A 26,058-nucleotide genomic window follows, 5' to 3' on the forward strand; every position below is an offset into this window, starting at 1 on the left:
ATGCCGGATAATGGCTTCATCGAGAGCTTCAACGGCCGACTACGCGATGAACTGCTCAACGAGACGCTGTTTACTTCGCTGGCTCCAGTTACCGCATAGGCTCCATACGTTGTCATTGGCGGCCGTGGCTACCCGTACGGCAGCCGTGCCGCAACGTATGTTCCGCGCCTATGCCAGCGCGCCAGCTCGATGGCGCAATGGTTCGGCTCTACGATCCGTGACATAAGCTGACAGAACCAGCATTCAGGCGACCGCTCGGCTATGCGAGCGCACAACGTTTGGCCGCGCGCGCCGCCTGACACGCGGTTCAAGATCCGCGAAAGGTTGCCAAAGATGGTCATTGGCTCCTCCACGGAATTGCTGACGACGCGCGATCCTGATTTGTGATGAAGGCGAGCAGGTCGGCGTTGATCTGATCCTGGTGCGTGGCTGTAATGCCGTGAGGCGCGCCCGGGTAGTAGATGTTCTTCGCGCCCTTGAACAGCTTCGCCGACTTCCGCGCCGAATCATCGACCGGGACGATCTGATCGTCTTCCCCGTGCAGAACCAGCGTCGGGACATCGAATTTTTTCAGATCCTGGGAGAAGTCCGTCTCGGAGAATGCCTTGACGCTTTCGTAGGCGTTGAGCAGGCCGGCCTGCATGCTCCAGAGCCAGAACTGGTCGAGCATGCCCTGCGAGACTTTGGTGCCCTCCCGGTTGGCGCCGTAAAATGCGACGGCCAGATCCTTGTAGTATTGCGACCGCTCCTTGACGAGGCCGGCGCGAATGCCGTCGAAGACCTGGATCGGCAGTCCCTCCGGATTGGCCTCGGTCTTGAGCATGATCGGTGGAACGGCGGCGATAAGAACAGCCTTGGCGACCCGCCTGGTCCCGTGCCGTCCGATATAGCGAGCGACCTCGCCTCCTCCCGTCGAATGTCCGACCAGCGTGGCGTCCTGAAGATCCAGCGCCTCGATCACGGCTGCGAGATCGTCGGCATAGCCGTTCATATCGTTGCCGGACGAGGCTTGGCTCGACCGCCCATGGCTGCGTCGGTCGTGCGCAACCACACGGAAACCGTTTCGCGCGAGGAACAGCATTTGGCCGTCCCAGGCGTCGGAATTCAGCGGCCAGCCGTGCGAGAACGTCACAACCGGCCCTTGCCCCAGTCCTTGTAATAAAGTTCGGTACCGTCCTTGGTTGTGATTGTGCTCATCGTTTTCGTTCCTTTATTTGATTGGGAGGTGGGAAGGTCTTGCTTCGGGTAGTCCGAGTCGCACCAGTGACGGGCAGACCGGCTGCAACTGCTGCGCTTAGGCCGGCCAACAAGACATCGCGGCGGGATCCGACAACCGAGAAAAGTCCATTCTTGTTCATTCATGCATTGTCCTTGGCTCTGAAGTCCGGCTCCATTGGACCGAGGTATCGCCGATACCTTTGTACCGACGAGGACGGCCCCGAGGTCTCGTGGCGGACCTCGGCGCTGCCGGGAGATGAGTTAACGGAGGCATACCAAGGTGTCGGCGATACCAACGTCCAATAGAGCCGACCGGAACTTACTGGCCTCATGGATTGATGCTGGCTCGTCGCGAGCAGCTTTGACCAAGTCATGAGGAGGTACAGATGTCACCAATATCTTCGATGTCCACCCGCCGGGAAGTCCTCGCAGCATCCGCTGCGGGGGCTATTGCAATGATCACCTCCGCAGGTTTCGCCGAGACCGTTTCGACGAGCGGCGGATCTGCTGCCATCCGTCCGTTCCGTATCCACGTTGCGGACGCGGATCTCGACGACCTCCAGCGGCGTCTCAAAGCGGCGCGCTGGCCCGAACGCGAGACGGTGAAAGACGCCACCCAAGGGGTTCGGCTCGCGACGATGCAGGCGCTCGTGCATTATTGGCGGACCGAATACGACTGGCGCAAATGCGAGGCCTACCTGAACGGCTTGCCGCAGTTCGTGACCGAGATCGACGGGCTGGATATTCACTTCATCCATATTCGCTCGAAGCATGCGAACGCGCTGCCAGCCATCGTCACCCATGGATGGCCCGGCTCGATCATCGAGCAGCTGAAGATCATCGGTCCCCTGACCGATCCGACGGCCCACGGGGGGAGCGCCGCCGACGCCTTTGATCTTGTCATCCCGTCACTGCCAGGACACGGCTTCTCTGGGAAGCCGACCGCGGCCGGCTGGGATCCAATCCGGATCGCGCGGGCCTGGGGCGAGCTGATGACCCGCCTGGGATACACGCGGTATGTGGCGCAGGGCGGTGATTGGGGGAATGCCGTCACCGAGCAGATGGCCTTGCAGACGCCGCCGGGCCTGATCGCCATCCACACGAACATGCCGGCCACCTTACCGGATGAGGTGTCCAGTGCGCTGGCGGCGGGCGGCCCCGCGCCGTCCGGGCTGTCGGCTGACGAACGCTATGCCTGGGATCAGCTCGATTTCTTTTGGAGGCATGGGCTGGCCTACGCCCAGGAGATGGCAAACCGTCCGCAGACGCTGTACGCGCTGGCGGATTCACCTGTCGGCCTGGCAGCCTGGATGCTCGACCACGATGCACGCAGCTACGACCTGATCGCCCGCGTCTTCGACGGAAAGTCCGAGGGTCTGTCCAAGGAAGATATTGTCGACAACATCGCGCTCTACTGGCTGACCAACACTGCGGTCTCGTCGGCGCGCCTCTACTGGGAAAGCAAACTGGCCTTCTTCGCGCCGAAAGGCGTGCCGCTCCCGACCGCCGTGAGTGCATTCCCCGACGAGATCTACACGGCGCCGCGCAGCTGGGCCGAGAAGGCCTATCCCGAGCTGATTTACTACAACCGGCTCCCGAAAGGCGGTCATTTCGCGGCCTGGGAACAGCCGAAGGTTTTCGCAAACGAGCTTCGGGCCGCGTTCGGGTCGTTCCATAGCGCCTGACCAGTTCCAGTGCAGATCTGGCCCCCGGCCCAGGTAAGGGGGTGTGCGCGGCGGCCCGCCGTGCTCGTAAAGGCGAGTGGTCGCGTGTGCTTCATGACGCCATTGTCGATGATCGCCACAAGCGGACGGTTGGTCATCGGCGCCCCTCAAGGTGTGACTGGGTAGCCGCGCTTTGCGTGTGTGCAGCGGTTTCAGCTGCTGCGGATTTGTTCGAGATGTAAGGGATGGCAAATGAGAAGCTAGCTCCCGGGCCGGTATTTGGGCTCGCCCAGATGTGCTTTTGTGGTGCTCAGCGATTGAGCGGCTAATGGAGAGCCCGATGCCGAGGCCTGTGGCATTGGTCGTTTGAATTCCGTCTCGTCCAGTTCGCAGCCAGTGTATTCGACAATCTGGCGGTTGACGGTTTCCACCCTCCCGCGGGCCGACCATGTCGCAGTGGAGGCGGGATGCCGCCGATGACCGAACCGCCAAGCAAGCTCAGCGTCGCGAACCGCCCCCGCGGCCCGCTGTCCCTCCGCAGTGCTTCGTTGGCTTGAGCAAGCTCGGCCGTCCGCTGGACGACGTGTTCGTCAAGACCGCTGGCGACGCGCTTCTGTGCGTCGGGCAGGCGAGCCTGAAATGGCAGCGCTGCCTGGTTCGCTGCGACACGCAACAGGAGCCGATCGGTTTCGCCGGCAGAAGCCGGTGCTGTGATCCCGACGATATTGCAGGTCTCTCTCACCCCGATTGGCACTGTCGCGATCGAGAACTCGACGTCGTCAACGCCGATACACGCCCGGCAGTCGGCCACTGCAAACAAGCCCTCCGAGCGCCCCGGACAACGCCGTGCCAGTCTCGCCGGGCTGAAGGGTCTCGCCCAGCGAATGTGCGAGGCTGACCAGGTTGCTGATGCCGCCACTGCCGTCATGAGAAGTACGCAGACGAAATTGACACGGAGCATGCCGAGCAATGCGTCCAGCAAGGGTTCCGTCACAAGCAGCCAGTCGCCACCGATCCACATGGCAGGAAGCGCCGTGAGGTTGACAAGATCTCCCATCGATCGCTGAAGGTGCTTGACCTCCTCGGCCGGGTTTTCGAAGGTTGCCATATTTCGCAATTGCATGACTTCGAGTGAAGCGTTGAAATGCTGCGTCTCAACGAAATCATCTCTAAAGAAGGGGAGAGAGGACGCGAATGTTCCGCATCCTTTTGATCGAGCCTTTGCCCAACCACCGACGGAAAAAAACCCAGACCGATACCAAGGTGCTATGGATTTTCGGAATGGGAGGGGGCAGCGTTAGCTATTGGGGCATCAAAGTCCCGCGCTTGGGGAGTTAGGTGGCTACGTCAGCGCAGCCTATGCTGGTTCGGGGCGTTCAACTGGATCGAGTGCCTGGCGTTTGTGATTCTTCAATAGTCAGGACCAAGGATATCGCGTTTTCATGCAATTATCAGTGGAGCGCATTGACGACTTAAACCCTCGCACAACTGCCGGCGCCGACCCATAGGTCGGTCAGTTTGCTATCCTTTAGCAAAATCCTTTGTTCGCCACCACGCAAGAGTCTCTTCAAGGACTGTTTCAACGCCGAACTGACAAAGCGCTCTCGCAACGAACTGCAAGCTGATCATGCATACCGACGTTCTCCTCGCTGAGAATAAACGGCTTCAGCGCTGTCTCAGCGATCTGGGCAGCGTTATGGCGCTGCCCAGCAAATGGGTTGGTCGCGAGCCATCCCTGATCGCCGGTCAATTACTTGACTTGGTTTTCGGCATGCTGGATCTCGACTTCGCCCACTTGCACTTGAAGGATGCGAGCGACGACCCGCCACTCAAGATAACGCGGCTATCACAATGGGCGCGAAGCGTGGCCACAGCGGAGGATTTCGGGGCGATGCTCGCACCCTTGACGACCGCCGGGGCGCCGCAACGACTTACGGCTGGCGGCAGTGTTCTTACGATCCTGCCTATGCGCCTCGGCGTGCTTGGAGAGTTCGGGCTGCTGGTGACAGGATCGCGGCGGGAGGATTTCCCGCGCGAGACCGAGACAGTTCTTCTGAGTGTCGCGGCCGCCCAGGCGACGATCGGCTTGCAGGCGGCTTCACAACTCAGCGAACAGAAACGCTTTGCCCATGCAGAGCGAGCGCTCGCTGCAAACGAGCGTAATCTCGCGCAATTCGTAAACACGATTCCGGCTCTAGCGTGGTCGGCCCGGATCGATGGCTCGGCCGATTTCTTCAACCAGCACTACCTCGACTACGTTGGGCTTACGCTCGACGAGGCGCTTGGGGCGGGCTGGGTGAAGGCAGTTCATCCGGAGGATCTAGAGGGGTTGATTGCGAGTTGGCATGCGATGTTGGCTTCACGTCAGGCAGGTGAAGCGGAGGCTAGGCTCAAGCGCTTCGACGGGGAGTACCGCTGGTTTCTGTTTCGCACAAATCCTCTGCACGACGAGGCTGGCGGAGTCGTCAAATGGTTTGGTGTCAACATCGACATCGAAGATCGCAAAAAGGTCGAGGAAGCGCTGCGTGCCGGTGAGTGGAACCTTCGCCAGCTAACCGAAACCATCCCTCAGATGCTGTGGAGCGCTACGCCGGATGGATCCATTGACTACTGCAATGCGCGTTTGTTGGATTACACCGGGTTCTCGGTCGATGAAATCATCGGCGGTGGTTGGATCAAAATGCTACACGCCGACGATGTCGAACGGGCCAGGAAAGTCTGGCTTGCTTGCATTGAGAATGGGGCGCCCTATCAGGTCGAAGTGCGAACGTTCCATGCTGCCGACGGCAGCTATCGCTGGGTCTTGACCAATGCGTTGCCGCTCCATGACGACTTCGGTCGAATCCTGCGATGGTACGGCAGTTGTATCGATATCCATGATCGAAAGGCGGCCGAATCGGCTATTGCAGCAAGCGAGCGGACCCTCGCACAAATCATCGATACGATTCCGGTCTACGTTTGGTCGGCTGGTGCGGATGGTAGCACCGATTTCCTCAATAGCGGCTATCTCGAATATCTCGGAATTGGGCGGGACCAGATGCAGGACTGGCCTTGGTCAGCCGTGGTTCATCAGGACGATCGTGAGGCAAGCGCCGGTGTCTGGAAGGACTTGTTAGTTTCGGGGCGTGCTGGTGAAGTACAAGCCCGCTTTCGTCGTTTCGACGGGGAGTACCGTTGGTTTTTATTTCGGGCAAATCCGCTTCGTGATGAAGCGGGGGCCGTCAAGTGGTTCGGAGTTACGATAGATATCGAGGAATTGAAGCGTGCAGAGGAGAAGTTGCGCGCCAGCGAATGGAATCTGCGTCATCTCACGGAGACCATTCCTCAGATGCTATGGAGCGCCAAACCTGACGGGGCGATTGACTACTGCAACACGCGTTTGCTCGACTATACCGGAGTGGCTGCCGGCAAAATCACGGGCGACGGTTGGAGAAGTCTCGTTCATCCGGATGATCTCGCTCAAGCTACGCGCGCGTGGTCCACGAGTGTCGCGACCGGCACGCCTTATCAGGTCGAAGCGCGCCTCGTCCACGCTGCCGACCGTTCGTTTCGCTGGTGTCTAACCACCGGTCTACCGCTGCGTGATGAAGAAGGGCGAATCCTCAAGTGGCATGGCGTATGTGTCGACATGCATGACTGGAAAGAGGCGCAAGACGAACTCCGGGAGACCCAGGCGGCGCTCGCTCACATGACGCGGGTGATGACCATGAGTCAGCTTACAGCATCGATTGCCCACGAGCTAAATCAGCCTTTGGCTGGCATCATGACGAACGCCGGTACGGCCCTGCGCATGCTGACTGCCGAACCGCCGAATGTCGACGGGGCTCGTGAAACTGCAACGAGAACAATCAGAGATGCTCAGCGTGCATCGGAGGTAATTTCTCGGCTACGCGCCCTCTTCACCAAAAGAACCACGATTTCTGAGGTCGTGGACCTGAATACCGCCGCACAAGAGGTAGTTGCATTGTCATCGAACGAATTACACAAACGCAATGTAAGCCTTCGCGTCAATTTTGCTCAAAATCTACCGCACGTAATAGGTGACCGCGTCCAGCTACAGCAAGTAGTCCTTAACTTCATACTGAATGGCGCCGAGGCAATGGATGAAGTGATGGATCGGCCGAGAGAATTGTTGGTCTCAACTGAGCTGGAACGAACGGGCCATGTTAGGGTTTCGGTCAAGGACGCCGGCAGCGGTTTCGATCCCGCTGTGGCCGAGAAGCTCTTCGGCTCGTTCTATACGACCAAAACCAACGGAATGGGCATCGGCTTGTCGGTTAGCAAAACCATAATCGAGAATCATCAGGGGCGTGTTTGGGCTGAGCGTAACGACGGCCTTGGCTCCGCATTCTACTTCTCCGTTCCTTCTCTGATTGCGGGAACATCAGTCGATAATTCTAAGCACGTCCCGCCGAATTCGGCGGATAGTACTGGAAATCCACAATGATACGACGAGCATATATCGCTGTTGTCGACGACGATGAGTCCATTCGCGAGTCTCTGCCGGATCTAATCGGTGTCTTTGGCCATGAAGCCGAGGCATTCTCCTCGGCAGAGGAATTCTTGGCTTCTAAACGGGTCGATCAAACCAATTGTTTGGTCCTTGACATCGCAATGCCTGGTATGTCCGGCATCGAGCTCCAACGCGAGCTAGCGCTCCAAGGTCGGCAGATTCCGATCGTTTTTATCACAGCACATGGCGATGATCGGATCTGTCACCGTCTGCGTCAGAGCGGAACAACCGAATGTCTTCTAAAACCGTTTACTGATACTGCGCTGCTTGATGCGCTCAACGCTGTTCTCCACTAGCGGGTTCAGGATGGTGCGCACGTCGCCCTCGGACCGTGCTCTACCCGCTGCCCACAGCACCTCCCGAAACCCTCGCGAGTCTCGCGGTTCGGTCACGATCTTTGACGCGGAGAATGGCCGCGGACATTTCGCTCTGCGCTTCATTCCTGAGCTTCGCGATGACTGATCCTACGCGGCGGGGTCACACTGAAGCATTGTATGCCGCCGAGGATTTCATGCAGTGAGAGGGATCGCCTTCGGGCCATCGGAGTTTCGAACCCGGCTTTTCTTTCAGGAAGCAGGAGGGGCGGCTGTCTCTTATCCCCTGAGCGCTCGTGGGCCGCTGACGAACGGACTCTCCCTGACATAAAAGCGCTGCAGGCGGTTCGCATCCTTCGAAATGCCGATCCTGATGCTCTGCCCGATTTCACCGGCGTCGGGGTCATCGCATGCCAGGCCGTGGTCATCGCGTCCGAGCCATAGAGGGCCCCTTCCGGCAAAGATCGAGGCCGTCGAGCGAACGATCAATCCGCAGCGCAGCAGAGAGCCTTCCCGGTCCTCGCGCCAGGTCGCGCAGGCGCTCGATGCCGCGGTTGAGCCGCATGATCCCCACGCCTTCGAGCGGCTCAAAAGCCCTGATCAGCACGCCGGTTCCGATCCCTTGCATCTCGCTCGAGACATTCAGCATGTACGAGACACCGTAGGCGAGATAGACATACGCGTGTCCGCGCTCGAGAAACAGCGAACGATTGCGCGGGGTCATCCCCCGGTAGCCATGCCCGGCGGCGTCGCCGACGACATAGGCCTCGGTCTCGACAATGCGACCGCTGGCGACGCCTTCCGGCAATTCACGCACCACCACCTTCCCAACGAGATGACGCGCGAGAGCGGCCGTATCATTCGGCAGTTCCGCGCGAGCGAGCGGGCGGACCACCCTTATCGCGGCCAGGTTTCAGGGTGTACGCTTGACCCATTGCGCGCGCGACCGCCTCGGCTCAAATGGATCGCCGAATACTGCGCCTCTCGGGCCACTTCCTCATCGAGGAACTGCATGATGCTCATTGTGTAGGACGGCCGCCCGTTATAGGCCAGGGCATACTCAGTGACCCAGAGGTCGCCTGCGCCCATGATCCGTCGCACCGTGAAGCGCTTCCGGTTTGGCTGCCCGGCACGAGACGACTGAGTGTTGCGCAGCCCACGCACGCGCTCGCCCGATTGCGGATAGTCGAGCACCGCGTCCTCCCGATAAATCTGGTGCTCCCCCTCGAAATCATTCGCATCGGAGACGCCCCAATGCGATCCAGAGCCGCTCGTATCTCCCGATCTTCCACTGTAAATCTCCTTAGCCCCCTGAGGCAAAAACCTCGCACAGCAGCCAAAGCTTGTCACATCGCCAACCCGGTTCGCGCACCGACAATCTTCTTCATTCCTGTTCCCGAAGTGTTTGAGCAAGCGTCTCTCCATAGGGATAAAAAAGCTCCTTACGACCCATCTGCCACGCAACCCTGAGTTCCGGCGCCGTGATGTCCCAGTCCGGCCGGCATTTCATGGTCACCGCTCGCATGTCCTGCCGCAGTTCCTCCACGGTGGGTCGCCCGAAAAACCAATACCCATTGTATACCTTATAGACGATAAGGCCCGGCTCCATGACGATAACGTGTGGGATCATGGGGTTGTGGGAGGGATCCGTGTACTCGGCGATATCGAGGTCCTGCTGCACAACGCGCCCCGGGTCCGAGAGAAAAGGCCAATGGGCGCCTACGCCAGAACGATACTCGTTCGTCTCCAGAAGATTGTCCGTCGTAATGGTGACAAGCCGGCAATAACCAACTTCCATCTCACGGTGTAGCTGGACAAGCCCTTCAGCCTGCCGGCGGTCCCTGGGACAATACCCACCCCTACCGAGAACGAGGACCAGGGGGTCTCGTCCCTGCAACTCGGAAAGTGTTTGTCGCGTGGCAGCATGATCCGAGAGTTCATAGTTCGGAAAAACAGACCCGGGAACGATATCGGACCGCATATTATCCCTCATTGATTAGGTCATAAATTCAAGCCGGTAATCTGACCAGGAAAGCGATACAAAACGCAGGAGGGGCCTTAAATCTATTTATACGATAGTGTTCCAATACCATTGGATGGTAACGGCGGTCGCAACTAGGCAAGTCTCTCAATCCCGGCTCGATACCATGGTCTCGGCGATATTATCATCCAATACCGGCTGCCCGCAGTCGGCCCAAAGCCTTGCGTTGGTGTCAATGCATTGGTGCAGCTTGGACAGCCGCTCTTCCACTAATGTCCCGAGGTAGAGTTTATGCGGTGGGAGGGGTGCTCCGCTCACCAGCGAGGGTGAGGTTATTGGCAGGTAACCGGTGGCACTGTCGAAGAGGAGTGGCCATTCTCGAGCCAGCAGCTCGGAGGGTCTCCCCACACGTCCGTCTTGGCCGATGCAGCATCTGTCGAGTTGGATCAAGAAGGTTGTGGGCTGAAGGTAGCTTCGATATTTGGCCACAAGCGGTGGAGGACCAGAAAGTCGCCCTTACCGGGCGATCGTCGATCGCAGACAATGGCTTTCATTGCCTTGAGGGGGTTTGGTTTTTCCATCGGGCATTTCGATCACCGCCAACAAAAATCAACACCAAGGCATAATAGACGTTTGTGTTGTCCGGGGCCATGGTGTGCCGGTGGGGGTAGTAGGCGACAACGGTCATGAAGAAAACCGCCGCACCCGTTTCCTTCGTTGGGATCTGAACTCGGGGAAGAGCGTCATGCGTGTGCTTTCGTCAACGACGACGATGGGGTCTTTCACGTGACCGTTGCAGAACAGAAGAAGCATTGTGCAAAAGCGAGGAAGCCCTCGTGACAAGTCACAATTTCAAACTCATCATCGATAGCATTCCTGCGATGGCGTGGTCAGCTCGGCCTGACGGCCCGACTGAGTTTGTGAGTCAGCACTATCTAGACTACACCGGTCTCTCCAGCGAGCAGGCGAGGGGCTGGGGGTGGACGGTTGCGGTCCATACTGACGACCTGGATGGCCTGATCGCCACATGGCAGACAATCATAGCCTCGGGTAATGCGGGGGAGACCGAAGCGAGATTGCGCCGATTTGATGGAAGTTATCGGTGGTTTCTTGTGCGCGCTAATCCATTGCGAGACGAGTCTGGAAACATCGTCAAATGGTATGGGGTGAACACTGACATCGATGAGCGGAAGCGGGCTGGGGACAAGGCCGTCGAAGCTGAGGGCGAGCTACAACGGACCATCGACGGAATACCGGCGCTGGTTGCCGCGTATGGCGCCGATGGAGCAGGAATTTCTATCAACAAGCGGGGGCGCGAGTACACGGGGCTCTCTGCTGAGGATGTGGCGAATGGTGGTTGGAGGGGCGCAATCCACCCGGATGACATTGAACTCGAAGAGAGCAAATGGCGCACATGTCTCGCGACTGGAGAACCGTTCGAACTTGAGTACCGAGTGCGAGCGGTCGATGGTACGTATCGCTGGCAGATTGCCCGTCGCGTGCCGCTCCATGACCAAGCCGGTAAAGTGATTCGCTGGTACGGTATGAGCCACGACATTGAGGGTCGGAAACGGGCGGAAGCTTTCCTCGCGGGCGAAAAACAGCTGCTGGAGATGATCGTATCAGGCAGTTTGCTCCGCGACGTTCTAAGCGCGTTGTGCGAATTTATTGAAAGGGCTGCGCCTGATTGCTTTTGTGACGTTCACATGATCGATTGGATCAGCTCCACATTTGAATATGCCGTGGCTCCTTCTCTGCCGTCTGCCTACAGCGACCCGATTGCGGGGATGCCTGTCAGCGGCGAGTTGTTGCCGTGCGGCATAGCGGCTTTTCAAAACATACAGGTGGTCGCGGTGGACATCGAATCAGATCCACGCTGGTATACCTCGCCTGTTCGGGCCCATGTTCTGCAGCACGGATATAGGTCGGTTTGGAGCACGCCGGTCTGTTCCAGAGAAGGGCGGGTGCTAGCCACCTTTTGCATCGTTCAACGAAAGCCAGCGACCCCATCGCCGCACCACCAGGATCTCATCGCGCACGCCACACAGATCGCCAGCATCGCTATCGAGCGTTCCCTGGTCGAAGCCGCGCTTAGGCAGACCAAAACTTTGCTCTCGGAAGCTCAACGTCTGAGTTCCACCGGGGCCTTCTCATGGCGCGTGGACACAGACGATATCGCATTTTCCGAAGAACTTTATCGTATCTTTGAATTCGACCCGAATTCCCCAGTGACGCTTGAGCAGATCCGTGAGCGAATCCACGCCGACGATATTCCATCCCTAACTGCGCAAATGGCCCGGGTTCGCTCAGGTGAGGGCTATCTGGGCTATGAGATTCGGCTACGAATGTTGGATAACAGGGTCAAGTATCTACGCACATTCGGCCGGGTTATCCGTCATCAGGATGGCCGGGTGGAATGCCTTACCGCAGTTCAGGACGTCACAGAGCGCCGGCAGGCGGAGGAAGCGCTTGGCAAGGCTCGAACTGAACTCGCACATGTCACCAGGGTTTCGAGCCTCGGAGCGCTGACCGCCTCGATAGCTCATGAAGTCAATCAGCCGCTATCGGGCATCATCACGAACGCCAGTACCTGCCTTCGGATGTTGGCCGCCGACCCGCCAAATGTTGACGGCGCACGCGAGACGGCACATCGCACCATACGCGACGGCAACCTTGCCGCCGATGTGATCGCGCGATTGCGTGGGCTCTTCAGCAAACGAGCCCCTACGATCGAGGCGGTAGATCTGAACGAGGCTGCACGCGAGGTAATAGCATTGTCGGCGGGTGACCTTCAGAGAGGTCGCGTGGTTCTACACCCTCAACTTTCTGAGGGGCTTCCGCTCGTCGCCGGCGACCACGTCCAACTTCAACAAGTGATTATGAACCTGGTGCGAAATGCGGCGGATGCGATGAGTGGGGTCAATGATCGGCCCAGGCGGTTGGTCATCAGAACTGAACACGACGAAGATGATGGTGTGCGTCTCTCGGTGGAAGATGCAGGCACGGGGTTCGGCGCCGATGGTCCGGAGCGGCTCTTCGAGGCTTTCTACACAACCAAGAACGAAGGCATGGGGATAGGCTTGTCCGTCAGCCGCTCCATTATCGATAACCATTGCGGGCGCCTGTGGGCGACAGCGAATGACGGCCCGGGTGCTACGTTTACGTTTTCCGTACCCGAGTACTCCAAGTATCGCTCGGCAGAGGATGCGAATCTAAGCACGGGTCTCCGAGATCGGCGATGCTCAAACACCAGTGGGGGTTAGATGAAACTTACGCATGCACTCGTGTCGGTGGTCGATGACGATAAATCGGTACGCGAGTCCTTGCCAGATTTGCTGCAGGAGTTCGGCTTTAGCGTGAAGACATTCTCTTCAGGGAAGGAGTTCCTCGCGTCTGATGCCGTCGATAAGACCAAGTGCCTCATTCTCGATGTTGCCATGCCTGGCATGACGGGACCAGAGCTGCAAGTCGAGCTGGCGCGTCGCAGAAAGATGATTCCGATCGTCTATATCACCGCGCAAAGGGATAGCACGATTCGGCAGGGTCTCATCGACCGGGGTGCAGTGGAGTGTTTGTTCAAGCCGTTCAGCGATCAGGTCCTTCAGGACGCCCTCGGTTCGGCGCTCGGTGATCCTTGAACCTGGTGGATTGTTAATGCCATCTCAGGAGGATAATTGCGATGTACTCTTATCTAGCGGTTCAACGAGACGGTGCGGCGAGATCATCATCCATGTCGGACGAAACACCTGTCGTATTCATCGTAGACGACGACGTTTCGGTACGCGAATCGTTGGAACTACTCATCTGCTCTGTCGGCTGGCGACCAGAGACGTTCGCCTCAGCAAAGGCGTTCCTCGATCGGTCACGTTCGCTGGTTGCGAACTGTCTGATCCTCGACGTGAACCTTCCTGATCTGAGTGGGCTTGACCTGCAGAGCCTCATTTCCGTTGATCGTACCGACATGCCCATCATCTTCATAACCGGCTACGGGGACGTACCGATGACGGTTAAAGCGATGAAGGCTGGGGCTGTCGAGTTTCTAACCAAACCATTCGACGACGAGGAACTTTTGGGTGCGATCAAGCTGGCATTAGAAAAAAGCAAGACCGCACTTGCTCTGGACTCTGATTTGCACGCCCTTAGGGATCGCTGTGCATCGCTCAGCCGACGCGAGCAAGAGGTTATGACACTGGTCGTGCGTGGTCTCTTGAATAAGCAGGTCGGCTTTGAGCTTGGCATCAGCGAAATCACAGTCAAGGCACATCGTGGCCAGGCTATGCGCAAGATGCAGGCCCGATCGCTGGCCGAGCTGGTGAACATGGCGGCCCGGCTCGGCATCGCCTAGTAGTGGCCCTTCCCGCGCCCGGCGTATTGAATTGAACCGCCCCGGGTTTTCCGGAGGCCGTTTCGCATGAGGGCGATCGGCAGCGCATTCCAGATCGGCTCGACGCCAGCGCCTCGTGGTGATCGTCGATGAACGTGATCATGGCTTGAACCGGCGGTCGAGCTCCGCCTGGGCAAAATACGCGGAAGCCTTGCGAAGGATCTCGTTGCCCCTGGCGACGCTCGCGGTTCTCGCGTTCCAAAGCCTTGAGTTTCGTCGCCACATCCGTAGGCACACCGGCTCGCACGCCACTGTCGGGCTCGGCCTTCTTCACCAACTCATGCAGCGTCTGCGCCGTGCAGCCGATCTTGGCGGCGATCGACGAGACCGCCGCCACTGCGAGGCATGCTCGCCTTCGTGATCCTCGGCAGAGAACTGTTGGTCGTCTTGCTTGTCATGGCCCCACCTTCTCAGGAGTTGGAGCCTCCGATCAAGCCGGGGCGGTTCAATTCAACGCCATCGCGCGGTGCGAAGCCCCATCAATCCCAAGGTATTGACGACACCATCGTACTATCGCCCTGCTCGCGATCTTCGCGCACTTACTGCTGTGTACGAAGCAAACAACGATTCCAATTAGAAGATGGTGAGAAAAATGCGGTGATTGGCGGTTTTTCGGCGCGCGTACTGCGATTTAACCATGGGGGATAGTGCGGGTTTAAACGTTTAACGAGGTCAAGGTGGTTATGAAACATTACAAACTTCAAAAGTGGGCGTTGCTCTTTTCTGTTGTCGCGGTCCTGGAAGGGTCTGCGCACGTCTTCGGAGAGGAATCAAACGTGCCCAGTGCTGCTAACGCAGCAGTTGCAGCGAAAGGGAGTACAACGACGGAGAAGATCCGGCTGACACGCAAGAGTGAGGCCTACTGGGAAGTCACTTTCAATAATCCGCCGCTCAATATCGTTGGTCCGTCCGAAGTTCGCGAGCTTGCAAACATTGTTGGCCAGATTGAAGCGGATGCGAGGGTCAAGGTTGTAGTGTTCGACAGCGCGGTGCCAGGCTATTTCATCGCTCACTACGATCTGCTGAGTCCCCTTAATGAGTCCACCGGGATGAAGCCGGGGCCAACGGGCATGCATCCCGTACCTGACGTCATGGTGCGCCTCAGCCGCCTGAGGGCAGCGACGATTGTTTCAATTCGTGGACGGGCGAGTGGCATCGGCAGCGAGCTTGCGCTCGCGGCGGACATGCGTTTTGCAAGTCGGGAGAAGGCGGTTCTGTCGCAATTTGAAGTCGGCGCCGGTTTCGTCCCAGGCGGCGGCCCGATGGCTCGGCTGCCCCGTCTAATTGGTCGCGGCCGCGCTATTGAGATGTTGATAGGTGCCGAGGGTTTTGATGGCGAACTTGCCGAACGCTACGGTTATGTGAACCGAGCGCTGCCCGACTCAGAATTGGACGGATTTGTCGACGCCTTGGCGAAGCGCATCGCTTCGTTCGATGGGGAGGCGATCGCTGACGCCAAGAGGCTCATCAATCAGGCTAGTTTGCCCCCGGATTCGGAAATGCAGCCGGGTTGGGACGCATTCATCACTTCTGTGCAACGACCTGCAGCGCAGGCGCGTGTGAAGGACCTTGTCGATGAAGGTTTGCAGCAGGCCGGCGACGTCGAGAAGAACCTGGAGCGATACACAGCCAGGTATCGAGAATAGTGTTCGAAGCCGGAATTCGATGGAGCAACCTCATGCGTGATGAGGAGGGCCGACCGTGACCCAAATGCGTAAGGAGATCGATAGCCTGGGCGAGGTAGATGTCCCAGCGGACAAACTCTGGGGAGCCCAGACGCAAAGGTCTCTCGATCATTTTTCCATAGGGAAGGATTTGATCCCACGCGAAATGATCGCGGCTTATGCCGTATTGAAGAAAGCTGCTGCCAATGCAAACCGCGCGGGCGGGCGGCTCAATGATCAGATCCATCGACTGATCGTGCAGGCATGTGACGAGATTCTTGGCGGACAGCATCAAGACATGTTTCCGCTTCATGTCTGGATGACTGGCAGCGGTACCCAATTCAATATGAACGTCAATGAGGTCATTTCCAATCGATGCTGCCAGCTCGTCGGGACGGCCCTTGGGAGCAAGACGCCAGTCCATCCGAATGACCATGTCAATATGGCGCAGTCGTCGAATGATTCATTTCCCTCCGCGATGTACATCGCGACATCGACCAATACAAAGCGGCGCCTGATCCCGGCGGTCACGCATCTTTACGAAGCCATTCTTTCCAAGTCGGAGGAATGGAAGGATATTGTCAAGATCGGCCGCACCCACATGCAGGATGCGACGCCGCTGACTCTCGGTCAGGAATGGTCGGGATATGCCGGAATGCTGGCCGACGACCTTGATCGGCTTGAGGCTTCCCTTGGCGGGGTCTATCGCCTTGCTCTTGGCGGGACGGCGGTAGGCACGGGAATCAACTCCACACCAGGTTTCGCAGAAGCTGCAGCGGCTGAAATCGCCAAGCTAACCGAGCTTCCGTTTGTAACCGCGCCCAACAAGTTCACCGTTCAGGGTTCGCACGATGCGCTCGTGCAGTTTTCTGGCACGATGCGCACGCTGGCAACCTCTTTGTATAAGATCGGCAACGACGTCCGTCTCATGTCGTGCGGACCACGAGCTGGCTTTGCCGAACTCATAATACCTGCGAATGAGCCGGGCTCCTCCATCATGCCCGGCAAGGTGAATCCCACCCAGGCCGAAGCGCTCACCATGGTGGCCGTACAAGTAATGGCCAATGACGTCGCGGTCGGGTTCGGAGGGGCTAGCGGTTATCTTGAGATGAACGTCTACAAGCCGCTGATCATCCATAACATCGCCCATTCGATCACGATTACGACGGACAGCTGCACGAATTTCCGCAGGTTCTTGGTCGAGGGTACGCAGCCCAATAAGAAGAAGATTGCCCAGTATGTGAGCGAATCCCTGATGCTCGTCACCGCACTCTCCCCTGTTATCGGCTACGACCAGGCTTCGAGGATCGCGCACTACGCGATGGACAACGATATCACACTCAGGGCGGCTGCGCTGATGCTTGGCTTGGTTTCCGAAGCGGTGTTCGACCACGCGGTTGACCCAGAGAAAATGGTCAAACCTTACGTCGCGACCTGCGTCTAGGATTCGCGTCAGTTCGCCTTGCGCGAGTCGCCAGCATTCGTTGCCGGCTTCGGCAAGGCAACCATCATTTTCAATCTAGGAGTCCAGGAGTATCATGAGCGTCCCCCCTGTCGTGTTCGGCGAAGCGGCACTCGCGTTGCAGATTGGCCAGCCTCGGTTCAACGCCAACTGGAAAAGTCCCAGGCACCGATTCCGACGCCTGCTGTCTGAGTTTATCGGTACGGCAGGATTGACCTTCGTATTGTCGGCAGGCGCGGCGATTCTTGTACTGTATGGCGGAATACAGGTCGAGCCCATCATCGCTGCCTTCATCCTGTCGGCGATTTCTGCGCTCTGGCTGGTCGTGGCGATCTATTTTCTCGGCGACATCAGTTCGCACTTTAATCCTGTCATGACGTTTGCGTTTACCTTGCGCGGCGATATGGGTTGGCCGATGTGCGCGGCCTACGTCGTTGTGCAGTTGATTGCCGCCGCGGCTGGGTCATTTCTTGCCCGGTCATTCTTCGGCATCGAAGGCAATCTCGCAGCCACTATCCCGCAACCTGAACAACTCATCCAAGCGGTGTTCTTCGAGACCATACTTACATTTGGCATGGTTTTAATGGTGATTTCGATGGCAAACGGCCCGAAGCTTAATGGCCAGTTTGTCCCAGTTGCCGTGGGCGCTTACGTGATGTCGCTCGGGACCCTGGGGGGGCCCTACGAAGGAGCGGCGATGAACCCTGCCCGTGCTTTCGGACCCGACTTGGCGAGGGGCGATCTGTCCACGTGCTGGGTCTATGTCGTGGGACCGGTCGCCGGCGCGATCATTGCCGTGCTGGTTGCTAAGGTTCTCCGAGGGCCGGCAAAGGCTCAGGAAGCCCAGGCAGCAATGGGAACGCCGCAGGACGAGTCCTGAGTTCGGTGGACTCAACTTCCGCCCTTCCGCCATGTGTCGAGGATAGATGTCTCAACCTGTTTCAAAGCTCTCCGATTGTTCTTTGAGCCGATCGGAGTCCGTTTGTTCCTTAGCTGAGAGGATTAACTCCTTTGCTGACTGAGTGCTGTGGTCCACGGAGCTGGTTCTCGATTGGAGCACGACCAGCAAGAACGGACGTCTCTGCCCTCGAGGCATTCGGCCGCTTGTTGTCGCCAGGTGGACGCCAATCGGCGTTACGCCAACCACGAAACCGGACATTTTAGCTTTCCTCTTTTTGGCTGGGTCAGCCGCAGCCGGGCACGCGTCGCGACCAGCAAAGTGGTTATCTCACGCCTCTAGGAAACCTCGTCGAGGCATAGCGTTCACCGACGTTTGCCAGCGATAGCGGCCTGGCTCGAAATATTTACCTGGGCTGCTGATAGAAGGCTAAGCAGCCTTTTGCAGAGGATCAAGCAGGGCGCCGCTATCAAGAACAACAGCACAATCGCCAAGAAGGCCTCATTGAAGGAAATGGTCACGGCTTGCCTATCGACAGCCTGCCGCAAAACCGATAGCGCGACTTTGCCAGAAACAACACCGTCGAGGCCCCTAGCCTCAAGTTGGCCCGCCACTGCCTTCAGGCGCTCCTCGAGGACAACCTCGCCAACACCCAGGTGTGATGCCAGTATCGTCCTGTTATAGGCAAGTTGTTGGTCGAGATAAGTTTGCAGGAGAGCCGTGCCCGCCAGACCGCCAACCTGCTTGCCAAGATCGAAAAGACCGATGCCGAAGGGCAGCGCTTTGGCAGGAAGCAGCGTGAGGGCAAACAGCGTCAAACCTACGAACAGGAAACCCAGTCCAAAGCCGCGCAACAGCAGCGGAAACTCCAAATCCACGGCTCCACTGTCGCTTGTCGAACCCGACATGAGCCACATTGCCGAGGCGAAAAACACGACACCGGCAGGAGCCAGGGCAAGCGGATTTATTCCGCTTTTTTTTACGCCGATTCCTGCAACGAGCAGCGCACAGCCCAACATTGCCCCACTCGGCAGAAGAAGAGCCCCAGCATCCGTAGCTGTGAAGTTGAGGACGTTTAAGGCAAAGGCGGGGATGAGAAAAGCGCTGCCGGACAGGGCAAATCCGGCTACTAGACTGACGACAAGGGCGAAGCAATAGTCGGGATTACCCAAAGGCGACGCGGGAAGTATCAGACGATCCGATGCAAATTGGAACTCCCACAGCAGCAGGAGGATGACCGCCAGCAGACCGGTCACGGTGAGAAGGATAATGTGCCCGTCGTCGAACCAGTTGAACCTGCTGCCTTGCTGCGACACGTAAGTCAAAGAGGCTGCGGCGATTCCAGCCAGCGCGATCTGGATGTAGGGGGTGCGGATTTCGTGGCGGAACGTTCGTCCGCGGTCCGCCGCGAGCATGACAAGGGCGACAATGCCCACTGGCACGTTGCTCAGGAATATCCAGTCCCACGACAGGTGGTCGACAAGCCAACCTTGGAGCGCTGGTGTCACTGTTGTTGGGGCCATTACGGAGCCGAGGGCCAAGAGAGCTTGCACAATCGGTTGCTGACGGCTCGGGAAGCGAAAGAACAGCAATGTCTGGCCCGCCACGAGCACGGTCCCGCCGGCGAAACCTTGAACGATGCGGCAAGCGTCAATCCAGGCGATATCGACCGAAGATGTCATTGCGGCCGACGCCAAGAGAAGCGCAACCGCGCCGGCGCGCAAACAAGGCGTTGGCCCTCGCGCTGCGACAAACAAAGGCGCGACCAAAAAGCTGGTCACCTTGGCAGCGACAAAGGCGATGTCGAAAGTCGCGAATTCGTCCGTCGTGGCGTGTATGTCGCCCAGCATATCCAGGCGCCCAATAGAGAGCGCCGTGCTGGCGATCGAATCCATGACGGCAGTCAGTAGAACTCCGGTCAAGACCAGTATGGCGCCGAGCACCTCGGGCCGCTTGGTCAGCACCGGGAGCGGTTCGACGTGAAAGGTCATTGTGCGATACCGGTTCGATTTTCTGCGAGATCACCGGGTGGGACGGAAGTGGCGGTTGCGGGATTCGTTTTCTTGTCCACCCGGACGGCAATGCGGGCTGAGAGTCCAGGAACCAGCCGACCAGGCAATGGATTGCGCGTAAGTCTTATCTTGACTGGAACGCGCTGGACGACGCGGATGAAGTTGCCGGTCGCATTGTCCGGTGGCAGCAGGCTGAAGGCAGCCCCACTGCCCGGGGCGAAGCTATCGACGACACCATCAATCTGAACATCAGGGTACTCGTCGATGACCACCTGTACAGGCTGCCCGACCTCCACTCGATCGAGCTGGGTCTCCTTGAAATTGGCGACGACCCATACATCCTTGACTGGAACGACGTCCATCGCCGGGGTGCCGGGCGTGACGTACCGACCGACGCGAACTTCCCGGTTGCCGATGACACCGTCGATCGGCGACTCTATAACGGTATTGGCGAGATCCATCCTCGCCAGGCTGACAGACGCCTTGGCCTGGGCCATCGCTGCTTGGGCGCCGGCGAGTTGGGCATCGAACACGCCAAGCTTCAGCCTTTGCGCCAGAGTATTGGCCGCCGCGGCTTTGTCCCCAGCCTCGGCTTTTGCGAACGCGGTCTGCGCATCCTGGAGCTTTTGTTCGCTGGCCGTCCCGCTCTTTCGAAGCGCGGTGTAGCGGTCAAGATTGGCTCTCGCGAGGAGCAAATCCGCCGAGACCGAGCGCTCCTGCGCCACTGCCTGTTCAATCAAGGCATCTTGCAGTTTTTGCGTTGCTTCGATGTTTGCGATCTCGGCCTGTCGCGTGGACAGAGTGGCAATCGTTTGGTCGAGTTTCGCCCGGTAGTCACTGTCGTCGATGCGAAACAGCAAGCTTCCCTTGCTGACGCCGGCGTTGTCGCCGACTGCGACTTCGACCACATAGCCGGAGAGCTTGGGCGCGATGCTCGTTATGTCACCACGGACATAAGCGTTGTCGGTCGTTTCTTCAAAACGACCGTGAAAATACCATTGCCACCCCCAGGCTGCCGACAGCGAAATCGTCACGGTCGCCACCATTAGGATACCGATCTTGCGAGCCCGGCTTATTACTGCTCCCGTTGATTGTGGCGAAAATATCAGACCCAATGCCGGAGACGCTGTCGGTTGCAATTCGTCATCACTCCTCAACGCCGATTGGGTGGGTCCTTCAAAGGCTTCAGCTCGGAGCATCTCCACTATCCAATCTCCCGTTCGATCTTGCGAATTGTCTGGCCATGTCAGAGGATTGCCGGCGACGCACAGGACTGGTCGACTCTGACAGCAAATCTTTTGGGACCAAACATCGCAGCACCCCAAGCGGGATCGTCACATAACGACCACCCCGTCTGAGCTTCAGGTTGCCTGATCTTCAGTCGATGCGAAGGCTTTGCTCCATCGCGTAGCACTGGTCCCAGATGAACACGTCATACCCGGCCAGCCGAGATTGCCATTTGGGCGTGACGGCATTGACGCATTTCACAACGACGCGGTCGATGTAGTTATCGTAGACAGCCCAGAGGTTCGGCTTGTCCTCGGCTTCCATTTCCTCTCCCGGGGGAGTTAATTTGAGAGCAGCGGCGGCAGCCGCCTTCAGGTCATTCATGAATTCGAGCTGCGTCCGCACATCGGAATGAGTGCCCACGCGATTGACATGGCCTCCGACGAGCGTTTCAAACTGCAATGTGTCGATGTACGCCACCTGGTCGAAGTAACCGGGGATGTCCTTGGCAAGCGCGAAGCGACGCCAAGGCATCCAGCCCGGAAAGATCACATCGACCACCATCAGAACCTTCTGTTCGGGAGCATAGATGAAGATGTTCCCTGGCTCATGGGGACTGCTGCCGGGATAACTCAGGTCAAGAATCTGACTGCCGACCTTCAGCGTATAGTGATCCTTGAACGTGACCGTAGGCACAGGGCGCCTTGGATCCTTCGCCCGTTCGAGCAGATGCAAGGTCTCTTCTTGGGCGATGATGATTGGATGACCGCCGAGGTCGTCTACGCCGCCAATGTGATCTACGTGCGCATGGCTATAGACGACATGTGTGATCGGTCGGTCGGTCACCTCCGCGATAGCCCGGCGTATATGGGCCGAGTATCCCGGAGGTGCGTCGACCACGACGACGCCTGTTTCGTATACCAGGAACATCGACTGATAGCCGTTGTCGGTGACCATATAGAGACCACGGCCTAACTGTTGGGTCCGGTATCCCTTCTTCGGGTCGATGGCTGGAGTTACGTCTTCCTTGGGAATCGGAAGGTAGTGGTCAACGCGCGTGCCTATCGGCGCGAGCGACGGCATACTCTGATAAGGCGCGCCAGGCTGCCCTGGCAGGGTCTCGGCGCGGACCCCTTCGATGGGTGCCAACCCAAGTCCAACACCGATTGCAACAGAACCGATCTTCGCAGCGACGGTCAAAAGGGTGGAACGATAGACAAGCACAGCAAACCTCCTGCTTTGATTAATACGTGCGGGAAGACTTTGCTCATAACTCCGCGGCAAGTTATTATCCTTAGGTATCGCGGACACCATGGTATCAGAGATATCCTACCGACCTTGCCTCCGTTAGTTCCGGATCGAGCGGCCAAGCCAGCCGATGCCGTGTTGGATCCATGACGTGGCGACCTCGCTGCCTTGAATGGCGTAAAGTATTGCCGAGACTATCGTACAATAGATTTCCCGCCATTCCTGGTAGATCTGCATCCCATCCAATATAGCGGGATCGACAAGGAGCGGACAATTGCATGCCAATGGTATTTCAATCGACGGGAGGCAAATTCTCGTCATGACGAGTTTTGCAGGATCGCGTACCGCCCATGGCGCGGACGTGGAGGAAACTCATGTCCCTGATACCACAAAGTCGGCGGACCGGTTCGGTATGACCGCAACATTCGGGGCCTATGGATACCGGGCAGAACAGCTTTCGGACAATTTTGCCCGGCTTGAGCCAATCATAGCCAATCTTTCACGACGTGACATCGAACTCCCAACCAGCAAGGTACGAGGTGGGGCTTCATGGGCCACCGAGAGCAGTGTGAGGCAAGCGCGATGGATTCTGGTGCCGCTATTTGGATTGTGGATTGCGATTGCCGCGGCGAATGTAATTTTCTGACAATGAAACGACCCGATCAGTCTCAGGGGCGGACCGTCGCAGAATCGCTGGGGAGTGGCAGAACTGGTCGGCGGCACCAAGCTGATACAAGTTGCTTCGGCAGGCAGCACCACGAATGATGGCGAGCGCTTTGCTCGGGCGCGTCATATTTGCCTCACTGAATCACGAACCGGCGAGGGCATTCACGTCCGCGTAGAATTCGGCGTGAGGCTTGCCCGTGGCTGCGTCCTGGCGTTCTCTCATCATCATCTCGCGCTTGTGCGGCATTGACATGAACGCTGTCTTGAACTCAGCTCTCGGCTTGAGCGTTTTCATGCCGGCATCGGTGCAGAACGGTCAAATGTTGTCGACCACATCGAGTGCGTCGGCAAAAGCCACTCCGCCAAAGACTGAAAGAGCAAGTGTCGCGGAGAAACAGGCGAACTTGAAGCTCATGGCCAACCCCTTCCTTAGTGTTGCCGAATTACAAATAGCGACTGCCATTTTGGTATTTTCATAACACTTGCCGGCCGAATAGCCCCCCGACGCGTTTTATGTTCCGGGGCTTGAGCGTAATTATATCCGTCGTTGCCGCGAATCGGTTCACACGAACTCGATAATTCTTGCCGGCGTGGGAATAATTGCGGTCAATGTCGGATTGCGCGGCTTCACCAGAAGACGCCGATGGATGTCGCCTGGCCGCCTCCCAAGGGCGCACCCGGCGGCTAGGCGAGAAGAGACGGAGGGCGTGATTTCCTGGCGTAGGAGGCTTCGAAACAACAGTGGCGGGCGCTACGCCCGCCACTCTTCGGCTCAGACGGGCTTCACCACCCCGGCTTGGAGGATCATGAGCCGGCAAGAGCATTCAGGTCCGCACAGAACTCAGCGTAAGGTTTGGTCATTGCCGCGTCCTGGCATTCTCTCATCATCGCCCTGCGCTTCGCCTGTGGCAGAGTTGCGAGAGCCACCTTGAATCTGGTTCTCATGACGGGATTCGTGTGATTCAATTTGTGAATGGAACCGGTGTAAAACGTCTGCTTGTTGATGGGATCGATAACGTCGAGCGCGCCGGCGAGCGCGCTTCCGCCGAGTACTGAGACTGCAAATGCTACGACGAGACATTTAGCTTTGATGTTCATGACGAATTCCTTCTCGTTAATGAAACAATCGTCCGCCGGACGACCGTGATGACGATCTGATCTTCACTTTCGTTGACCGAAACTCCCCGGACGAATTGTTATCTATCCGTAGGTCGGCGTGAATCTATTGTGCGATGGTGTCGTCGATACTTTTGCATAGGTCGGTTGAGAGATGCTGATCCGAGGTGCGCTTGCCGAGGCCGCGGAAGGGATTCGGTGCGATCGGCCGTTCTTGCTCAGTTCTCCAATTGCTTCGGCCGCTTCGTCCTGAAGATCTACAGGGCAAGGTTGTTCTCGTGAATTTCTGGACGTACTCTTGCATAACAGCTTGAGAGCACTCCCGTATCTCCGTGCTTGGGCCGACAAATACCGGGATCGTGGACTTTCGTCATCGGAGTACATACGCCCGAATTCGCCTACGAGAAAAACTTCGTCGACGTGCGCAAGCAATCGGAATTGCTTGCGGTCGGCTACCCGGTTGCTCTCGACAACGACTACGGAATATGGCGAGCGTTCGGCAATCGAGCACGGCCTGCATTCTATGTTGAGTTCTTCGACGCTGGTGTGCGGGCCTACGCCTTTACTTTCGGATAGATGACGAGACAACGCGCGGACTCATGACTGCGTGGTCATAACTCCGGCAGCGATGCGGAAGGGCAATCGGGGGAGGGAGGTCTTGGCTTCCGCGAGGGTTCGACGATACCAACGTGCAATGGAATAACCTTGCCCAAACGATAGACCTAGCGTTTCTATTGATAACGAATGAGGGCGCAGGCGTGCCAACAAGATCGCTATTGCCCGCGGAGCGCGAGTTCATTGCCGCGATGGCGAGTGCTGGGATCGTTGGTGCCCTTCCCGGGACGCTCGAGGCGTGGACCCACGAGGATTCTACCCGAACTCGCGTGCCCTGCGGTGAGGCGGCGGCTCAATCCAGTCACGGGGAACAGTGGAACGGCGTTGACCAATACCATCGAGCAATTGATGGGGCCGCGTGGCTCTGCTCTCGTGTTCGCAGTTGGGTAGGTCTTGCCGTCGAACCGAAGGAGCTTGATATGAGCGATGATGTAGTGAGCGCCAAAGACGCAACCAATCGCCAGGAAACGCCGGCAATCGACATGAAGCTCGAGGTCGTCGTCATTCCCGTTTCTGATGTCGAGCGAGCCAAGCGCTTCTATGGCGGCCTAGGTTGGAGGCTCGATGCCGACTTCGCCGTCGGTGACACATTTCGGGTCGTCCAGTTCACGCCTCAGGGGTCAGCGAGTTCGATCCACTTCGGGACCGGTATCACGTCAGCGGTGCCCGGCTCGGTACAGGGACTCTATCTCGTCGTATCCGATATTGAAGCAGCGTTCGCCGAACTCGTGGCTTACGGGGTCGACGCGACCGAAGTGTCATACCGTACAGGGCCGGGACAGCCAGCGATCAAAGGCAGGGATCCGGAGCGGCGCAGCTACAACTCCTTTACCTCGTTCAAGGATCCCGATGGCAACGCGTGGCTGCTACAGGAAATCACCACGCGACTGCCTGGACGAGTAGACGCGGCCACGACGTTCGCCACGTCGGTCGAGCTCGAGGCCGCGCTCCGGCGTGCGGCAGCGGCCCATGGCGAGCATGAGAAGCGGACGGGCGGAGAACGGGATGAGAACTGGCCCGATTGGTACGCCGGGTACATGGTAGCGGAACAGACCGGGCAGCCGCTGCCGACGTGA

Annotated in this window: 19 protein-coding genes, 5 pseudogenes and 1 other annotated feature; of the genes and pseudogenes, 13 read left to right on the plus strand and 11 right to left on the minus strand. The window is 58.1% G+C overall.

Annotated elements, in window-relative coordinates; all coding sequences use genetic code 11:
• Positions 1-84: pseudogene (locus NKI67_RS23645) on the plus strand (integrase core domain-containing protein); the annotation flags it as partial.
• A 253-nt stretch (positions 85-337) separates the two neighbouring features.
• Here NKI67_RS23645 and NKI67_RS23650 read toward each other — a convergent pair.
• Positions 338-1,358 (minus strand): annotated as a pseudogene (locus NKI67_RS23650) (alpha/beta fold hydrolase).
• A gap of 246 nt (positions 1,359-1,604) precedes the next feature.
• Between NKI67_RS23650 and NKI67_RS23655 the strand changes: the two are divergent.
• A complete protein-coding gene (locus tag NKI67_RS23655) occupies positions 1,605-2,903 on the plus strand; it encodes an epoxide hydrolase family protein (RefSeq protein WP_352647085.1) in 1,299 nt (432 codons plus the stop codon).
• 304 nt (positions 2,904-3,207) lie between these two features.
• Here NKI67_RS23655 and NKI67_RS23660 read toward each other — a convergent pair whose 3' ends face one another.
• Complete coding sequence (locus NKI67_RS23660; RefSeq protein ID WP_352647088.1) at positions 3,208-3,990, minus strand: hypothetical protein; 783 nt, start codon at positions 3,988-3,990, stop codon at positions 3,208-3,210.
• 519 nt (positions 3,991-4,509) lie between these two features.
• Between NKI67_RS23660 and NKI67_RS23665 the strand changes: the two genes are divergently transcribed.
• The gene (locus tag NKI67_RS23665) at positions 4,510-7,329 is read left to right on the plus strand and encodes a PAS domain-containing protein (RefSeq protein ID WP_352647091.1); all 2,820 of its coding nucleotides are present in this window, start codon (positions 4,510-4,512) and stop codon (positions 7,327-7,329) included.
• Positions 7,326-7,691, plus strand: coding sequence for a response regulator transcription factor (locus NKI67_RS23670; protein ID WP_027027120.1), 366 nt, complete (start codon positions 7,326-7,328; stop codon positions 7,689-7,691). The genes NKI67_RS23665 and NKI67_RS23670 overlap by 4 nt, the downstream gene beginning before the upstream one ends.
• 442 nt (positions 7,692-8,133) lie before the next feature.
• On the opposite strand, the gene NKI67_RS23675 is transcribed toward NKI67_RS23670, so the two are convergent.
• The 3 genes and pseudogenes from NKI67_RS23675 to NKI67_RS23685 all read right to left on the minus strand — a co-directional run bounded on the left by NKI67_RS23675 (position 8,134) and on the right by NKI67_RS23685 (position 9,690).
• On the minus strand, positions 8,134-8,604 hold the full coding sequence (locus tag NKI67_RS23675; protein WP_352647094.1) for a DNA-3-methyladenine glycosylase: 471 nt from the start codon (positions 8,602-8,604) through the stop codon (positions 8,134-8,136).
• A gap of 18 nt (positions 8,605-8,622) precedes the next feature.
• Positions 8,623-9,001 (minus strand): annotated as a pseudogene (locus NKI67_RS23680) (nuclear transport factor 2 family protein).
• A gap of 92 nt (positions 9,002-9,093) precedes the next feature.
• On the minus strand, positions 9,094-9,690 hold the full coding sequence (locus NKI67_RS23685; protein ID WP_352647097.1) for a redoxin domain-containing protein: 597 nt from the start codon (positions 9,688-9,690) through the stop codon (positions 9,094-9,096).
• An 836-nt stretch (positions 9,691-10,526) separates the two neighbouring features.
• Between NKI67_RS23685 and NKI67_RS23690 the strand changes: the two genes are divergently transcribed.
• The 3 genes from NKI67_RS23690 to NKI67_RS23700 all read left to right on the plus strand — a co-directional run bounded on the left by NKI67_RS23690 (position 10,527) and on the right by NKI67_RS23700 (position 14,035).
• Complete coding sequence (locus tag NKI67_RS23690) at positions 10,527-12,953, plus strand: PAS domain-containing protein (RefSeq protein ID WP_352647099.1); 2,427 nt, start codon at positions 10,527-10,529, stop codon at positions 12,951-12,953.
• Entirely contained in the window at positions 12,954-13,328 is a 375-nt protein-coding gene (locus tag NKI67_RS23695) for a response regulator (RefSeq protein WP_352647101.1), read from the plus strand. It abuts the gene before it with no gap.
• Positions 13,329-13,420: 92 nt separating this feature from the next.
• Positions 13,421-14,035, plus strand: a complete 615-nt coding sequence (locus NKI67_RS23700; RefSeq protein WP_081689599.1) for a response regulator transcription factor — start codon at positions 13,421-13,423, stop codon at positions 14,033-14,035.
• A 69-nt stretch (positions 14,036-14,104) separates the two neighbouring features.
• Positions 14,105-14,219 (minus strand) — a sequence feature (AL1L pseudoknot).
• Here the strand turns inward: NKI67_RS23700 and NKI67_RS23705 are convergent.
• Positions 14,107-14,488: pseudogene (locus NKI67_RS23705) on the minus strand (hypothetical protein); the annotation flags it as partial. Its footprint overlaps the feature before it by 113 nt.
• Positions 14,489-14,757: 269 nt before the next feature.
• Between NKI67_RS23705 and NKI67_RS23710 the strand changes: the two are divergent.
• From NKI67_RS23710 to NKI67_RS23720, 3 genes are all read left to right on the plus strand, one after another.
• Complete coding sequence (locus NKI67_RS23710) at positions 14,758-15,720, plus strand: enoyl-CoA hydratase/isomerase family protein (RefSeq protein ID WP_352647103.1); 963 nt, start codon at positions 14,758-14,760, stop codon at positions 15,718-15,720.
• Positions 15,721-15,784: 64 nt separating this feature from the next.
• The gene (fumC, locus tag NKI67_RS23715) at positions 15,785-17,182 is read left to right on the plus strand and encodes a class II fumarate hydratase (protein ID WP_352647233.1); all 1,398 of its coding nucleotides are present in this window, start codon (positions 15,785-15,787) and stop codon (positions 17,180-17,182) included.
• 94 nt (positions 17,183-17,276) lie between these two features.
• Positions 17,277-18,080, plus strand: coding sequence for an MIP/aquaporin family protein (locus NKI67_RS23720; protein WP_352647106.1), 804 nt, complete (start codon positions 17,277-17,279; stop codon positions 18,078-18,080).
• 383 nt (positions 18,081-18,463) lie between these two features.
• On the opposite strand, the gene NKI67_RS23725 is transcribed toward NKI67_RS23720, so the two are convergent.
• From NKI67_RS23725 to NKI67_RS23735, 3 genes are all read right to left on the minus strand, one after another.
• Positions 18,464-20,089: an MFS transporter gene (locus NKI67_RS23725; RefSeq protein ID WP_352647108.1), complete on the minus strand. Its 1,626-nt coding sequence runs from the start codon at positions 20,087-20,089 to the stop codon at positions 18,464-18,466.
• Positions 20,086-21,309, minus strand: a complete 1,224-nt coding sequence (locus NKI67_RS23730) for an HlyD family secretion protein (protein ID WP_352647236.1) — start codon at positions 21,307-21,309, stop codon at positions 20,086-20,088. The genes NKI67_RS23725 and NKI67_RS23730 overlap by 4 nt, the downstream gene beginning before the upstream one ends.
• 178 nt (positions 21,310-21,487) lie before the next feature.
• Positions 21,488-22,561 carry an MBL fold metallo-hydrolase gene (locus NKI67_RS23735; protein ID WP_352647110.1) on the minus strand — a complete coding sequence of 358 codons (1,074 nt, stop codon included), beginning with the start codon at positions 22,559-22,561 and terminating at the stop codon, positions 21,488-21,490.
• Positions 22,562-22,859: 298 nt separating this feature from the next.
• On the opposite strand from NKI67_RS23735, the gene NKI67_RS23740 reads away from it, so the two are divergent.
• The gene (locus NKI67_RS23740) at positions 22,860-23,231 is read left to right on the plus strand and encodes a hypothetical protein (protein WP_352647112.1); all 372 of its coding nucleotides are present in this window, start codon (positions 22,860-22,862) and stop codon (positions 23,229-23,231) included.
• A 162-nt stretch (positions 23,232-23,393) separates the two neighbouring features.
• On the opposite strand, the gene NKI67_RS23745 is transcribed toward NKI67_RS23740, so the two are convergent.
• Together NKI67_RS23745 and NKI67_RS23750 are read right to left on the minus strand one after the other, a co-directional pair.
• Positions 23,394-23,546, minus strand: a complete 153-nt coding sequence (locus tag NKI67_RS23745) for a hypothetical protein (RefSeq protein WP_352647115.1) — start codon at positions 23,544-23,546, stop codon at positions 23,394-23,396.
• A 509-nt stretch (positions 23,547-24,055) separates the two neighbouring features.
• Positions 24,056-24,349 carry a hypothetical protein gene (locus NKI67_RS23750; RefSeq protein ID WP_352647117.1) on the minus strand — a complete coding sequence of 98 codons (294 nt, stop codon included), beginning with the start codon at positions 24,347-24,349 and terminating at the stop codon, positions 24,056-24,058.
• Between the two features lie 254 nt (positions 24,350-24,603).
• Here NKI67_RS23750 and NKI67_RS23755 point away from each other — a divergent pair.
• Both NKI67_RS23755 and NKI67_RS23760 read left to right on the plus strand, forming a co-directional pair.
• A pseudogene (locus tag NKI67_RS23755) lies at positions 24,604-24,910 on the plus strand (redoxin domain-containing protein); the annotation flags it as partial.
• 491 nt (positions 24,911-25,401) lie between these two features.
• On the plus strand, positions 25,402-26,058 hold the full coding sequence (locus tag NKI67_RS23760; RefSeq protein ID WP_352647119.1) for a VOC family protein: 657 nt from the start codon (positions 25,402-25,404) through the stop codon (positions 26,056-26,058).

Source organism: Mesorhizobium sp. M0408, from assembly GCF_040321495.1.
Taxonomy (GTDB): Bacteria; Pseudomonadota; Alphaproteobacteria; order Rhizobiales; family Rhizobiaceae; genus Mesorhizobium.